Source organism: Allobosea sp. FBZP-16, from assembly GCF_002831785.1.
Classification (GTDB): Bacteria; Pseudomonadota; Alphaproteobacteria; order Rhizobiales; family Beijerinckiaceae; genus Allobosea; species Allobosea lupini.
On record NZ_LNCQ01000042.1, the window covers coordinates 14525 to 29065 of the forward strand.

Here is a 14541-nt window from a genome sequence, read left to right on the forward strand (position 1 = left end):
ACTCCAATCGGACTGGCGCCGCCTGTCTACGCGGCTTCGCCAGCACAGGCCAGCGCTTCAATCCCCGAGGAGCGAGTCAGGCGGTGGCGCGGCGCAGGATGTCGCGGAAGGGCACGCGCTTGACCTCAGGCGGCGATGCCATGGCTGGATGCTCGACCACCTCGGCGGAAGCGGGCGCCGCCATGGCGGCAGCGGGCTTCGGAATCGGAGCAGTCTCAGCCGGTTGCGGCTCGGCGAAGACCTCGGGCCTGACCGGCCTCGGCGGCGAGAAAACGATGCCCTGGCCGAAGCCGATGCCGAGATCGAGCATGTCGGCGACCATCGGATCGTCCTCGACCTCCTCGGCGACGAGCTGGATCGAACCGCGCGCGAGCTGAATCGCGATGTCGCCCGCCGCTATGTCGGCGAGCTTGCCACCGCGCGCCTCGGCCAGCAGCAGCGCCGCCGAGACCTTGACGAAGCGCACGCCGCGATCATGCAGCGAGACCGGGTCGAAGCGTAGATCGGCGACATGGTCGAGCGCAAAGCGCACGCCATTGGCCGACATGGCGCCGAGCAGGCCGAGGCTCGCCGGCTCCAGCGCCCGGAAGACGCGCTGCGGCACCTCGATGACGAGATTGCCGATGTGGTCGTGGTATTTTTCCAAGATGCGCGACAACGCCGCCAAGGCGCGCGACGAGCCCCAGGTCGCCGCGCTGAAATTGCAGGAGACGAAGAGCTCGCCAGGCTTGCTGCCGAGATGGCGGGCGATGGCCAGCGCCCGCGTCAGCACGAGCGCATCGAGCGTCGGGCCGAAGCCGCGGTCCTCGACCGTGGTCAGAAATTCGGAGGGGAGCAGCAGCGTCTTCTCGTCCAGACGCAGCCGGACGAGCGCCTCGTAACCCCGCGTCCGGCGCTGCGGCAGGCTGACGATCGGCTGGAGATGAACCTCGACCTGGCCCTTCGCCAGAGCCTCGCTGATCAGGGCGGCGCGTTCCTCGGCCGCGCGGTGCTGCGCCGCCTCGGCCGGGTCCTGCCGTGTCGCGACCAGAGGCTCGGGAGCGCGGAAATCGGGACGTTCTGGGACCAGCGCCGCAATCCGCGCCGGTTGCGGCGACGGTGGATTGGCGAGCCGGCCTTCAATACGACTGAGCTGGTCGTCATGCTCGCCCAAGGTCGTCGCGACCTGCTGCAGGAGATCGCCGAGCAGACCGACCTCCGCCGTCAATTCGTGGAGCATCGCTTTGGCCGGCGCAGCATCGGCCTCGCCCATCGGCATCTGGTCGAGGCGCTTGGCCATCGAGTCGACGCGAATGGCATTGGTCGCGAGGCGGACCTTGACCTCGCCGATCGCCGCGAGCAGCTGCTCGCGCTCGCGCGCCGTGTTGCGGCGCGCCAAGGCTGCCGCTCCGGCCAAACCGAGCCCGGCGCTCAGCAATCCCAATGCGTTGGCGAGATTGCCCGGCAGGAGCAGGATCGCCGCTGCGCCCAGCGAAAAGCCGACGACGCCGCTGGCGGCCGGAGAGAGAGCGCTGAGGCGGGTGCGAGCCAAGGGCCGAAATCGCGCAAGGGGTTGAGGGGCAACGCAACGCTACGAATCAGCTGCGACAACCGCAGAATAGCGGCCGGATTCAGCAACTGCGAGGTCCATCGACGGATTGTGCGACCGAACCTTGCCGAAGCCCCCTGTTCCCGGTCTACCGCAACTGCAGCCCGACCTGGCCGATCGCAGCCAGGATGCGGTCGATGACCGGCGGCGAGAACCCTTTGCGGGCCAAGAAGAGCCGCGCATCGAGAGCAAAGAGCGGCTCGGCCTGGCCCAGCATGCGCATGGCCTCCTCCAACCCGTCCCGATCACCCGCGGCGGCGCTCGCCACCGCACGTGCGACCAAAGCGAGCGGCGTCTCCTCCGCCTTGATCAGGGACGCCTGACTCTCCGCGAGCTTGTTCGCGCCGGTCAGGTACGCCGCGAAGTAGAGGAAGACGTCATACCAGGAAGGCCGGCCATTGCTCAGCGCAGCGGCGCGCTCGAGCAAGGGCAGGCCCTCGGCCGCCCGGTCGAGCTGGACGTAGCGCGCGCCGAGATCGGCCATGATGTCGGGATCGTAGGGGTTGCGCGCCATCGCCTCCCGGCCGGATTTGAGCGCTTCCTCGGTCATGCCGCGCAGGAACTGCGCCTCCATCAGGGCCTGATGAGCGCGCGCGCTCGCCGGCGCGAGCCTCACGGCCGTGACCGCGGCGGCAAGCGCCCGGTCGAGCGGCGAGCCGGAGCGCGCGTTCAGACCGGCGGCGTATTCATCCGCGGTGAGCAACGCCAGATGCGACCAGGCCGGATGGAAGTCTGGATCGCGCGCGACCAGCGCATCGAGGCAGTTGCGCGCGGCCAGATGATCGTCCGCCTTCATGTGCCGGCGGAAATTGAGCGCCATGTAAATGCAGCCGACCCCCGGCGGCAGCGTGGCGAGCCTGAAATCGGCATGCAGGACGCCGAAGGGCTGAGCCAGCCGGATCGCCACGCCCTGCGCCAGCTCGCGCAGTTCCGTGCCGTCGCTCACGGCCGCCAGGCTGCGCGCGCCGGAGGTGGTCCAGACGACCCGCCCGTCCCTCGCTGCGCTCAGCCGCACGAACCCCTCGATCTTGTCGCCGGCCCGCGACGTGTTGAGGGTCAGGATATAATCGGCCCCCTCCTCCGGCCGCAGCGCCGTACCTGGCGACTTGACCACGAGCAGGTCGTCGAAGCGGGCCATGGTGTCGACGAGATGACGCATGAACAGCCGCGCCGCATCCTCGACCGCGGGATCGACGATGTCGCCGGCGATCACGACGGCAATCACGGGCAGGCTCGCAGGCGCAGCGACCGGCTCGGGAGGCTGTGCCGAAGCAGACTGGTCGGGCGCATTGGGGGTTGCCGGCCGCGGCGCCTGCATGTCCCCGCTCGCGACGGCGACGCTCAGCTCCGGCCCGGTCCCGGCCTGGCGCCAGGCGACGAACGCGATCGCGCCGGTCAGAACCAGCGCTGCAACCGCATAGGCCCATGCTCGCCATCGCCTGCCGGCGGCGGCTGCGGGCTGCGCAGGCTCCAAGCTTGCGGTCGCTGCCTCCGGTTCCGCGAAGCCCTGCCGCGTGAAGCTGGGCACATAGGCACCGACGGGAATCGCGATCCGCACGGGATCGCGCACGCCCTCGGCCGCGAAGTAGAGATTGAGCGCCTTGCGCAGGCGCCCCGCCTCGACGCGCACGATCGGGTCAGATTGCGGATCGAACTCGGGCGGGCGTCCGAATGCCTCGACCGCAATGGTATAACCCTTGAGCTCGGCGGCGCGCCCGGCCAGGGCCTGCTCGACGACATAGCTCAAGAAGGCAGTGAGCTGTGGCGCGCTGCGAAAGATGTCAGATGCAAGGACGCGGTCGAGCTGCGCGCGGATGTCCTCCGGCGCGATCGTGCCGCTTCCGTCCCGACCGGCAACGCCTTCAGTCATTGGGGCGTAGTCCAGTGTTACCCCCTTGTTCAGACTACGCCAGAAACGACGTAACGTCACCTGCCCCGAGCGGCGGGCCGCCGCTCGCCGGACGCAGGCATGCCCCGAGCCGACGTGGATTTACAGCCCCGACCGCGCTGCTAGGTTGAGGAAGCTTTAAAAAACTAAATGGGACCGGACCATGACCTCTGCGCCGCGCGCCATCAGCTCGCCGAACGATCTCGAAGCCTACTGGATGCCGTTCACGGCGAACCGGTCGTTCAAGCAGAATCCGCGCATGGTCGCCCGGGCAGAGGGCATGTTCTACTACACCCCAGAGGGCAAGCCGGTGATGGACGGCACCGCCGGGCTCTGGTGCTGCAATGCCGGCCATGCCCGCGAGCCGATCATCCAGGCGATCCAGGCCCAGGCGCGCGAACTCGATTACGCCCCGTCCTTCCAGTACGGCCATCCCAAGGTCTTCGCGGCGGCAGCCCGAATCGCGGCGCTGGCGCCGGGCGATCTCGACCACGTCTTCTTTGCCGGCTCGGGCTCGGAAGCGGCGGATTCGGCGCTGAAGATCGCCCTCGCCTACTGGAACGTCTCAGGCAAGGGCTCGAAAACCCGGCTGATCGGCCGCGAGCGCGGCTATCACGGCGTCGGCTTCGGCGGCATCTCCGTTGGCGGCATGGTCAACAACCGCAAGTTCTTCGGCGGGCTTTTGACCGGCACCGACCACATCTCCCACACCTATGACCGCGAGAAGCAGGCCTTCAGCAAGGGCGAGCCGGACTACGGCGCGCATTTCGCCGATGATCTCGAGCGCGTCGTCGCCCTGCACGACGCCTCGACAATCGCCGCGGTGATCGTCGAGCCGATGGCGGGCTCGACCGGGGCGCTGCCGCCGCCGAAGGGCTACCTCAAGCGCCTACGGGAGATCTGCGACAAGCACGGCATCCTCCTGATCTTCGACGAGGTCATCACCGGCTTCGGCCGCCTCGGCTTCGCCTTCGCCGCCGAGCGCTATGGCGTGATCCCCGATATGATCACCTTCGCCAAGGGCGTCACCTCGGGCACGGTGCCGATGGGCGGCGTGATCGTGCGCAAGCACGTCTACGACGCCTTCATGAACGGGCCCGACAACGTCATCGAGCTGTTCCACGGCTACACCTATTCCGGCCACCCGCTGGCGGCGGCGGCCTCGCTGGCAGCGCTCGACATCTATCGCGAGGAGGGCCTGTTCGAGCGGGCGCGGGCGATGGAGGACGCTTGGGCCGATGCGGTGATGAGCCTGAAGGGCGAGCCGAACGTGGTCGATATCCGCACGCTCGGCCTGGTCGGCGCCGTCGATCTCGCGCCGCGGGCCGAGGGCCCCGGCAAGCGCGGCTACGAGGTGATCGAGCGCGCCTTCCACGAGGAAGGGCTGATGATCCGCACCGCCGCCGACACGATCGCCTTCTCGCCGCCGCTGATCATCACGGAGAGCCAGGTCGAGGAGCTGATCGGCAAGCTCAAGCGGGTGATCAGAGCGGTGGCGAACTGAAACCAGTCGTCATGGCACGTATCGAAAAGCTTGAGATCGGGCCGAGCGATGGAAGCGTGCACCCCAGCAAGGTGCACGCTCGTGTCAAAGTCTTTGGTGGCGGCCCGGACGGCCCTATTGTCCAAATCGATACCTTCGGCTCGGCTGACCGAGAAATCCCCGGGAAGCTGAGTCAGACAATCCAGTTGGACAAGACTACAGGTCGAGAGCTTTTGGCGATTCTGCAGCGAGCCTACGGTTGACCTAACGCGCCGACAGACGGCTCACCCCCGCCGCAGCTTGTTGTAGCGGGTGATCAACCTGTCGCGCTTCAGTCGCGACAGGCGGTCGATCCAGAAGATGCCGTCGAGCTGGTCGATCTCATGCTGATGGCAGACGGCGAGCAAGCCGTCGGCATCCTCGCTCTGTTCCTTGCCTTCCAGATCCTGATAACGCACGCGGACATGGGCATGGCGCTCGAGCTCGTCGGTGACACCCGGCATCGAGACGCTGCCCTCGGTATGGCGAATGGTCTCCCGAGAGACCTGGTCGAGCTTGGGATTGGCATAGATGCGGACGTCGCCGGGCGTCAGCTCCAGCACGACGAGCCGGGACGGGACACCGATATGCGGCGCGGTGATGCCGATGCCGGGCGCCGACCGCATCGTATCGAGCAGGTCTTCCGCAAGAGCACGCAAATCCGCATCGAACCGCGTGACCGGTGGAGCAGGTAGCCGCAGGCGCGGATCGGGAAAGCTCAGGATCGGTCGGACAGGCATCGCAGTCTTGTCATGCGCTCCCCGGTTGGAGCGTCATCGCCAATACAGCGTAGCGATCCGGATGGATGCGCTCCACATCCCTCAGGTTGCCACCACACATCCGGCAGCTAGCGAGCTGTTCGACGTGATGCGGAGCGCAGGGCGGAGCCGATGCCGGTCGCCCTGCTCTATCCGCACCGGCAGCATTTGTCGCGCCGCCTGAAGGTATTCGCCGACTGGCTGGAGCCGCTCCTCAAGGAGAAGCTCTTCGCCTGATCAGGCCGCAGCCTTCTTCTCGGCGCTGCCGTAGAAGCTCTCGCCGGTCTTGGCCATGCGCTTCAGCAGCCGGTTCGGCTTGAAGCGCTCGCCATGCTTCTTGGCGAGGCTCTCGCAGAGCTTCACGAAGGCGGCGGCGCCCATATTGTCGATATAGGACAGCGTTCCACCCGAGTAGGGCGCGAAGCCGAAGCCGATGATCGAGCCGACATCGGCCTCGCGCGGATCGGTGACGACGCCTTCCTCATAGGTCTTGGCCGCTTCGAGCGCCTGGGTGACCAGCAGGCGATGCTTCAGCTCCTCCATATCCACCTTTTCGGGGTGGATATGGTTGGAGACGAGATCGGCGAGACCGGGCCAGAGCCGCTTCGGGCCGGCTTCCGGATAGTCGTAGAAGCCCTTCCGGTTCTTGCGGCCGAGGCGGCCATGCTTCTCGACCATCTCGTTGAGAAGCTTCTCCTGCGCGGGGTCGACGGCGCCCTCGCCGAGCTGCGCCTTGGTCGCCTTCAGCACCTTGTAGGCGAGATCGACCGCGACCTCGTCATTGAGCGAGAGCGGGCCGACCGGCATGCCGGCCTGCTTGCCGGCGGCCTCGATCATCGCCGGCGGCACGCCTTCCATCAGCATGAGGTGACCCTCGCGGATGTAGTTGCCGACGCAGCGATTGGCGTAGAAGCCTCTGACATCGTTGACGACGATCGGCGTCTTCCTGATGGCGCGGACGAAGTCGAGCGCCATGGCGAGCGCCTTCTTGCCGGTCTTCTTGGCCATGATGATCTCGACCAGCAGCATCTTCTCGACCGGCGAGAAGAAATGGATGCCGATGAAATTCTTCGGCCGCTCGCTGTGCTCGGCAAGGCCGGTGATCGGCAGCGTCGAGGTGTTGGAGCCGAAGATCGTCTTGGGGCCGACCACGGCCTCGACCTTGGCGATGACCTCGGCCTTGACCTTCGGGTCCTCGAACACGGCCTCGACGATCAGGTCGCAGCCCTTGAGGTCGGCGTAGTCGGCCGAGGCCTTGATGCGCGCGAGCAGCGCGTCGCGATCGGCGGTCTTGGCTCTGCCCTTGGTGATCTGGTCGGTGACCAGTTTGTGCGAATAGGCCTTGCCCTTCTCGGCCGCCTCGATGTCGCGGTCGACCAGCACCACCTCGATGCCGGCATTGGCGGTGACATAGGCGATGCCGGCGCCCATGAAGCCGGCGCCGACGACGCCGACCTTCTTCAGCTTCGAAGCGGGCACGTCGGCCGGGCGGCGGGCGCCCTTGTTCAGCTCCTGCATCGAAACGAAGAGCGAGCGGATCATCGAGGCCGCCTCCTTCGTCCGCAGGATCTTGGCGAAGTAGCGGCTCTCGACCTTGAGGGCGAGGTCCATCGGCAGCTGCAGGCCCTCATAGACCGCGCTGAGGATGGCGCGGGCGGCCGGGTAGTTGTCGTTTGTCTCGCGGCGATAGATCGCATTGGCCGGCGGCCAGATCTGCATCCCGGCCGGCGAATGGACCTTGTTCGAGGGCAGCTTGAACTTCGGGTCTTCCCAGGGCTGCTTCGCCTGCGGGTTGGCCTTCAGCCATTCCTTGGCCGCGGCGACGATCTGGTCGCGCGGCAGGACGGCATGGACGAGGCCCATATTGCGGGCCGGCAGCGCCTTGATCTGGTCGCCCTTGAACATCATCTGCAGCGCGTCGCCGGTCTGCATCAGGCGCGAGACGCGCTGGGTGCCGCCGGCGCCGGGGAACAGGCCGACCTTGATCTCGGGCAGGCCGACGCGGGTCGAGGCATCGTCCGAGACGACGCGGAGCTGGCAGGAGAGCGCGAGTTCGAAGGCGCCGCCGAGGCAGACGCCATGGATCGCCGCCGCGAACGGCTTCCCGCAGGTTTCGAGCTTGCGATAGAGTTGGCTGAGCTTGCGGCTCTCGTCGAAGAAGCGCTGCATCGCGATCTGCTCGCCCTGCTCCTTGGCGAGCTTGACATAGAGGTCGCGCAGGCCTTGCAGCATGGTGAGGTCGGCGCCGCCGGAGAAGGCTTCCTTGCCGGAGACGATGACGCAGCCCTTGATCGCCTCGTCCGAGGCGACCTTGTCGACGACTTGGTTAAGTTCTTCCATCACCTGCGGGGTGATGACGTTCATCGAGCGCTCGGGCATGTCCCAGGTCAGGGTGGCGATGCCGTCGGCGTCGGTGTCGAAGCGGAAATTGACGAGGTTCATCGGCTCTCTCCTCAAACCCGTTCGATGATGGTGGCGACGCCCATACCGACAGCGACGCACAGCGTGACCAGAGCGGTCTGCTTGTTGGTGCGCTCGAGCTCGTCGAGGACGGTGCCGAGGATCATCGCACCGGTGGCGCCGAGCGGGTGACCCATCGCGATGGCGCCGCCATTGACGTTGAGCACGGCGTCGTCGATGTCGAAGGCCTGCTGATAGCGCAGCACGACCGAGGAGAAGGCCTCGTTCAGCTCGAACAGGTCGATGTCCTTGACGCTCATCCCGGCCTTCTTGAGCACGAGCTCGGTGACGTCGACCGGGCCGGTCAGCATCAGCGCGAGATCGGAGCCGGTGGTGGCGAAAGCCTTGATGCGGGCGCGAGGCTTCAGGCCCGCGGCCTTGCCGGCCTTCTTCGAACCCACCAGCACGGCGGCAGCGCCGTCGACGATGCCCGACGAGTTGCCGGCGTGGTGGACGTGGTTGACGAACTCGACGTCCGGATGCGCCGCGGTCGCGACCGCGTCGAAGCCGCCCATCTCGCCCATCTGGACGAAGGAGGCCTTGAGCGCGGCAAGCGCCTGCATGTCGGTCGCCGGGCGGATGGTCTCGTCGCGATCGAGGATGATAAGGCCGTTGACGTCGGTGACCGGGATCACCGAGTTCTTGAAGCGGCCCTCTTCCCAGGCCTTGGCGGCGCGCTTGTGAGAGCGCACGGCATAGGCGTCGACATCGTCGCGCGAGAAGCCGTACTTGGTCGCAATCAGATCGGCCGAGACGCCCTGCGGCATGAAGTAGGTGTCGATCGCGACGCTGGGATCGACCGCGATGCCGAAGCCCGAGGCGCCCATGCCGATGCGGGACATGCTCTCGACGCCGCCGCCGATCGTCATCTCCTTCTGGCCGGACATGACCTGCGCCGCGGCGAGGTTGACCGCATCGAGGCCCGAGGCGCAGAAGCGGTTGATCTGCACGCCCGGCACTTCCTTGCCGTAGCCGGCTTTCAGAGCGACGGTGCGGGCGATGTCGGCGCCAGCCTCGCCGACCGGATCGACGCAGCCATAGACCACGTCCTCGACCAGCTTGGTATCGAGATTGTTGCGCTCCTTGATGGCGCGCAGGGTCTGCGTGCCCAGTTCGATCGCGGTGACCTCGTGCAAGGAGCCGTCGGCCTTGCCCTTGCCGCGCGGAGTGCGGACATGGTCATAGATGAAAGCATCAGCCATCAAGGGCCTCCCATCGGACGTTTTGCGGGCAACCTAGCCGTCATTGCGAGCGAAGCGAAGCAATCCAGACCGTAGAGCTCTGCCGCTCCTGGATTGCTTCGTCGGCTTCGTCTCCTCGCAACGACGCTGTTCAGAACTGCTCGGCGCTCAGCGCCATCGTGGCGTCGGAGCCGGAGGTGATCCGCGCCAGATGCGCAGCGGTCTCGGGCAGCGAGCGCTCCATGAAGAAGCGCGCGGTGACGAGCTTGGCGTTTAGGCGCTCGGCCTGGCCATTGGCGCCGGCCTTGAGCTTCTCCTGCGCGACCTTGGCCATCTTCGCCCACATATAGCCGAGGCTAACCAGGCCGAGCAGGTGCATGTAGTCATGCGCACCGGCGCCGGCATTGTCCGGCTTGGCGAGCGCGTTCTGCATGAACCACATCGTCGCCTGTTGCAGATGGTTCAACGAGAGCTGCAGAGAGGCCAGCAGCGGCTTCAGCGCCTCATCGCCCTCGTTGTCTTTCACGAAGGCGCCGACCTCGTTGAAGAAAGCCATGATGGCGCGGCCTCCGTCGCGGCCGAGCTTGCGGCCGACCAGGTCCATCGCCTGCACGCCGTTGGCGCCCTCGTAGATCATGGCGATGCGGGCATCGCGGACGAACTGCTCCATGCCCCATTCGGCGATGTAGCCATGGCCACCATACATCTGCTGGGCCTTCACCGCATTGTCGAAGCCGACATCGGTGAGCACGCCCTTGAGCACGGGCGTCATCAGGCCGAGTTGGTCGTCGGCGGCCTGGCGCTCGGCGTCATCGCCGGAGCGATGGGCGATGTCCGACTTGATCGCGTTCCAGATGACGAAGGCGCGGGCCGCCTCGTTGAACGCCTTGATCGACATCAGCGTGCGGCGCACGTCCGGATGGACGAAGAGCGGATCGGCCGGCTTGTCGGGGTTCTTGGCGCCGGTCAGGGCCCGGCCCTGCAGACGGTCCTTGGCGTAGGCGACAGCGTTCTGATAGGCGACCTCGGACTGGGCCAGACCCTGGATCGCGACGCCGAGGCGGGCCTCGTTCATCATCACGAACATGGCGTTGAGGCCCTTGTTCTCGGCCCCGACCAGCCAGCCCTTCGCCCCGTCATAGTTCATGACGCAGGTCGAGTTGGCGTGGATACCCATCTTGTGCTCGATCGAGCCGCAGGACACCTTGTTGTTCGCGCCGACCGAGCCGTCGGCTCCGACCTCGTTGCGCGGCACGACGAAGAGCGAGATGCCCTTGACGCCCTGCGGCGCGCCCTCGATGCGGGCGAGCACGAGGTGGATGATGTTCTCGGTGATGTCCTGCTCGCCGGCCGAGATGAAGATCTTGGTGCCCGTGATGGCATATGAGCCGTCGCCGTTCGGCACGGCCTTGGTCTTGATCAGGCCGAGATCGGTGCCGCAATGCGGTTCGGTCAGGTTCATCGTGCCCGACCAGGTGCCCTCGGCCATCTTCGGCAGATAGGTGCGCTTCTGCTCGTCCGTGCCGTGGACATAGAGCGCGGCCATCGCGCCCATGGTCAGGCCCGGGTACATCGAGAAGGCCATGTTCGCCGAGGAAGAAAACTCGTTCATGATGGCGCCGAGCGTGTAGGGCAGGCCCTGGCCACCGTACTCGGGATCCATGGCGAGGCCGATCCAGCCGCCTGCGGCGTAGGTTTCATAGGCCTGCTTGAACCCCTTCGGCGTCGTCACCGTGCCGTCGGCATTGCGCTTGCAGCCTTCCTGGTCGCCTGAATGATTGATCGGCTGGAGGACTTCCTCACAGAGCTTGGCGCCCTCGCCGAGCACGGCCTCGACCAGGTCCGGCGTCGCCTCGGCAAAACCCGGGAGGTTGTTGTAACGCTCGAACTGGAAGACGTCGTTGAGCAGGAACAGCGTGTCCTCGACAGGCGCCTTGTAGACCGGCATCGCATCCCTCCCTGGCGTTTCGTACAGCTTTGGTGACGAAGCTTGCCAGCTCGATAGGACAGCGGCGCTTCGAGATAGTTCACATATAAACTATCTAGCCGCAGCTTGCCAAGGGGCCAGCCCACTTTTTCTTCCGGACAGCGCAGTCGGGAGAGATTGGCGCCGCGCACGCAGTACGCGCAAACGAAAAATGCCCCGAACCTGCGAGGTTCGGGGCATCATTATCTCAGCGAGGTGAGCCGGTCAGGCGACCGGGCCGCTTCAGGCGTCGAGGCGCGCGAGCGTCGTTTCGAGCTCGGCGATAGCGGTCTCGATCTCGGTGCGCTGGCTGCGCAGCAATTCGAGCTGCTCGGCGATCTGGCTGCGGCTGAGCTGCAGGCCGCCGACCGAGGCGGACGGTTCCTTGCCCTTGAGCTCCTTGCCTTCCTCGTTGGCGAGCATGGCGCGGATCTCGACCAGGGTGAAACCGAGCTGCTTGCCCTTGAGGATGAGGGCGAGCCGGGCGCGGTCGCGGCCGGAATAGATCCGGGTCAGGCCGGAACGTGCCGGCGCGAGCAGGCCGCGCGATTCGTAAAAGCGCAACGTGCGCAGGGTGACCCCGAATTCGCGGGCGAGGTCGCTGATGGTGAAGCCATCGGCTTCGGCGGGATTCGGGGTCTGCGGGGAGGCGGAGCGGCCGTCGTGACTTGAGGTGGCCGCCAGAGCTGAGCTTTGGCGCGGCATATCTGTTCCTTAAGGTTGCGAAGCAGGACGGCGACCCACCGGAAGGCGTCCCTGCGTTGCCGGCAATGTAGGCGAGGCGGCTCCCTTACGTCACGTCGTTAGCCGCCAACCGGGGGTAAGTTACCGTTATGCCCGGCCTGGGCAACCTGCCTCGGCAGGCGTTTCCGGAAAATTAACGTCCGGCGCCTCGATCTTAACGCTCTATTTACCGTGACGGCGAAAAGTCGGTGCCGCGGTCTGCAGTATCATTCGCATCAACCCGATGTTCATGATTGCCGGGATCGCAAGGGCGCCGCCGCCTGAGGGGGCTGCAAGCGCCTTTGGTCGAGATTGCCCCTCGAGGCGAGCGTGACATGGCGACCAGCCTGCCCTGGAGCGTCAAGGGCGTCGATCCGCGCACACGTGACGCGGCGAAGGCGGCCGCGCGCCGCGCCGGGATGACGCTCGGCGAGTGGCTCGACAACAAGATTCGCGAAGAGGCCGGGGGACCGGAGACCGTCGCACAGCACGCCGAGGAGCAGGACATCGCCGCGCTCTCAGAGCGCCTTGCCCGCCTCTCCCAAGGCGGCATGCAGACGGCTGCGGCCCCGCAGGCCGCCCCAGCCAGACCCGAATTCTCGCGCGACCGCATGGACGCGTTCATAACCCAGGCCGCCATGGCCGAGCGCCTGACGCGCGACAGCAATGCGCGCACCGCAAGCGCGCTCGACTCGATCGCGCAATGGATCGAGCGCACCGAGGGCCGCCTGTCGGATGGCGAGCGCGCCACGGTCGAGCGCCAGGAGCGTGCCACCGCCGTAATCGCCGACGCGATCAAGACGATGGGTACCCGGCTCGCCGACATCGAACGCCGGGCCGAAGAAGCCAGCCGCAGGCCGGCTGCCCCCCCGGCGCCCCAGCCGCAAGCCACGCGCCCGGTCGTGCTCAGCCGCGACGGTCTCGCCGCCGCCGTGTCCGACATCCGCTCGCGCCAGCGCGCCCTCGACGGCGATTCGCGCGCCGCAGTCTTCGAGCGCCCTGCCGCCACAGCTTTTGAGCGCCCTGCCACCGCCGCGCCGACGCTCGCGAGCCTGCGCGAGGATCTGCGCCAGCTGAACGATCGCATCGCGCCGGCCCAGCCGGCGATGCGGGTCGAGGAGCAGCGCGCCGCCTACAAGCCGCTCGAACGGGCGATCAGCGAGCTCGGAGCCAGGCTCGACCGCCTCGATGGGCGTGAGCGGCTCGACCCCATCCTGAAGCCGCTGGCGCGGATCGAGGCCGAGATCGGCCGCCTGTCCGACGGGCGCTCGCAGGAAAGCTACAACCGCTTCGAGCTCGAAGTCGCCCATCTGGCCGCCAAGGTCGATGCGCTCGCCGCACGCGGCGGCGACCGCCAGCTGATCGCTCCGATCCTGAACGAACTCGCCGAGTTGCGAGAGATCGTCTCCACGCCGGACGGCCGGCGCTTCGACGACCTGTCGCTGCAGCTCAACGCCCTGACCTCGGATGTCGGGCGCCTGCGCGACGACACCCGCGACCTGCGCAGCCTGTCGCTGGCGATCGAGGATGTGCGCGAGAGCCTGCACGCTGATCGCCTGCGCGAGCGCACCGGTGACAGCGCCCCGCTGCTGGCCCTGTCGCGCCAGGTCGAATCGCTCGCCCAGAAGCTCGACACGCTACCGACGATGACGACCTCGGTGATCGACGGGCAGGTCGACCAGCTCGTCGCCCGCCTCGGCGAACTCGACGCCATCGGCCGGCCGGCCTCCAACCAGCTCGCCGAGCGCATCGAATCGCTGGTGATCAAGCTCGAAGAGCTGGCCGACCGGCCGCCGAGCCGGCTCGAGGACCGGATCGAGACGCTGACCGATCGCATCGAGCAGCTCGCCGCCTCGAGCAGGCTCGCCCAGATGACGGATGACGGCGGCACACCTGTCGCCCGGGTCGACATGCGCCCGGTCGAGGACATGCTGCGCGGCCTCGCCGCCAAGATCGACGAGGCTGGCCGACCCGGCGCCGGCTCCGATTCCTTCGATGCGCTCGAGCGCCAGATCGCCGGCCTGACCCAGCGGCTGGACCAACAGGCCGCGACCCGCTCTGCCGAAAACGGCATCGAACGGACGCTGCAGGACCTCGTCGTCCATCTCCAGGGCATGCGCGAGGACACCACGGCGGCGGCCGAGCGCGCCGCCATGGCCGACCTGCCGCCGTCTCGCGGCGCCAGCCTGTCGGAACTCAGCGACCTGATGAGCGGCCTGCGCGAGACCCATGTCTCGACCGGACGCGAGACCCAGGATGCGATCGGCGCCGTGCACCGGACGCTGGAGACCATCATCGGTCGCCTCGGCGATCTCGAAGCCGAGCTGGGCGAGGACAGGCGCGGTGGCGCAGCCACGCCACGCGTGCGCACGCCCGCTGCGGCCGACGAGATCCGGGCGGTGGCTCCCACTGCCCCGATGGCCGAGCGCTTCGTCGCCGAGACGCGCCTGCCGCG

At 67.2% G+C, this 14541-nt stretch carries 10 protein-coding genes and 1 pseudogene; 4 read left to right on the top strand and 7 right to left on the bottom strand.

Annotation, left to right across the window (positions count from 1 at the left end):
* Positions 1–76: 76 nt before the first annotated feature.
* Both CXY91_RS21260 and CXY91_RS21265 read right to left on the bottom strand, forming a co-directional pair.
* Positions 77–1531 carry an EAL domain-containing protein gene (locus CXY91_RS21260; protein WP_100963155.1) on the bottom strand — a complete coding sequence of 485 codons (1455 nt, stop codon included), beginning with the start codon at positions 1529–1531 and terminating at the stop codon, positions 77–79.
* A 145-nt stretch (positions 1532–1676) separates the two neighbouring features.
* Positions 1677–3458: a hypothetical protein gene (locus CXY91_RS21265; protein ID WP_100963156.1), complete on the bottom strand. Its 1782-nt coding sequence runs from the start codon at positions 3456–3458 to the stop codon at positions 1677–1679.
* Positions 3459–3639: 181 nt separating this feature from the next.
* On the opposite strand from CXY91_RS21265, the gene aptA reads away from it, so the two are divergent.
* Entirely contained in the window at positions 3640–4980 is a 1341-nt protein-coding gene (aptA, locus tag CXY91_RS21270; RefSeq protein WP_100963157.1) for an omega-aminotransferase AptA, read from the top strand.
* A gap of 11 nt (positions 4981–4991) precedes the next feature.
* Complete coding sequence (locus CXY91_RS21275) at positions 4992–5222, top strand: methionyl-tRNA formyltransferase (protein ID WP_100963158.1); 231 nt, start codon at positions 4992–4994, stop codon at positions 5220–5222.
* A 21-nt stretch (positions 5223–5243) separates the two neighbouring features.
* Here the strand turns inward: CXY91_RS21275 and CXY91_RS21280 are convergent, their stop codons facing one another.
* Positions 5244–5738: a peptide deformylase gene (locus tag CXY91_RS21280; protein ID WP_100963159.1), complete on the bottom strand. Its 495-nt coding sequence runs from the start codon at positions 5736–5738 to the stop codon at positions 5244–5246.
* 97 nt (positions 5739–5835) lie between these two features.
* Here CXY91_RS21280 and CXY91_RS31010 point away from each other — a divergent pair.
* A pseudogene (locus CXY91_RS31010) lies at positions 5836–5993 on the top strand (LysR family transcriptional regulator); the annotation flags it as partial.
* Here CXY91_RS31010 and CXY91_RS21290 read toward each other — a convergent pair.
* The 4 genes from CXY91_RS21290 to CXY91_RS21305 form a co-directional block, all read right to left on the bottom strand.
* Positions 5994–8198: a 3-hydroxyacyl-CoA dehydrogenase NAD-binding domain-containing protein gene (locus tag CXY91_RS21290; RefSeq protein WP_100963160.1), complete on the bottom strand. Its 2205-nt coding sequence runs from the start codon at positions 8196–8198 to the stop codon at positions 5994–5996.
* Positions 8199–8209: 11 nt separating this feature from the next.
* Entirely contained in the window at positions 8210–9418 is a 1209-nt protein-coding gene (locus CXY91_RS21295) for an acetyl-CoA C-acetyltransferase (protein WP_091831945.1), read from the bottom strand.
* Positions 9419–9548: 130 nt separating this feature from the next.
* Positions 9549–11345, bottom strand: a complete 1797-nt coding sequence (locus CXY91_RS21300) for an acyl-CoA dehydrogenase C-terminal domain-containing protein (RefSeq protein ID WP_100963161.1) — start codon at positions 11343–11345, stop codon at positions 9549–9551.
* 261 nt (positions 11346–11606) lie between these two features.
* Entirely contained in the window at positions 11607–12068 is a 462-nt protein-coding gene (locus tag CXY91_RS21305) for a MerR family transcriptional regulator (RefSeq protein WP_100963162.1), read from the bottom strand.
* Between the two features lie 353 nt (positions 12069–12421).
* Between CXY91_RS21305 and CXY91_RS21310 the strand changes: the two genes are divergently transcribed.
* Positions 12422–14541 (top strand): hypothetical protein (locus CXY91_RS21310; protein WP_158673534.1); only part of this gene is annotated, 2120 nt, incomplete at its 3' end.

Excerpts from the sequence above, each read along its gene's own strand:
- CXY91_RS21265 (WP_100963156.1), bottom strand. The coding sequence starts at position 3,458 with ATGACTGAAGGCGTTGCCGGTCGGGACGGAAGCGGCACGATCGCGCCG.
- aptA (WP_100963157.1), top strand. The coding sequence starts at position 3,640 with ATGACCTCTGCGCCGCGCGCCATCAGCTCGCCGAACGATCTCGAAGCC.
- CXY91_RS21275 (WP_100963158.1), top strand. The coding sequence starts at position 4,992 with ATGGCACGTATCGAAAAGCTTGAGATCGGGCCGAGCGATGGAAGCGTG.
- CXY91_RS21280 (WP_100963159.1), bottom strand. The coding sequence starts at position 5,738 with ATGCCTGTCCGACCGATCCTGAGCTTTCCCGATCCGCGCCTGCGGCTA.
- CXY91_RS21290 (WP_100963160.1), bottom strand. The coding sequence starts at position 8,198 with ATGAACCTCGTCAATTTCCGCTTCGACACCGACGCCGACGGCATCGCC.
- CXY91_RS21295 (WP_091831945.1), bottom strand. The coding sequence starts at position 9,418 with ATGGCTGATGCTTTCATCTATGACCATGTCCGCACTCCGCGCGGCAAG.
- CXY91_RS21300 (WP_100963161.1), bottom strand. The coding sequence starts at position 11,345 with ATGCCGGTCTACAAGGCGCCTGTCGAGGACACGCTGTTCCTGCTCAAC.
- CXY91_RS21305 (WP_100963162.1), bottom strand. The coding sequence starts at position 12,068 with ATGCCGCGCCAAAGCTCAGCTCTGGCGGCCACCTCAAGTCACGACGGC.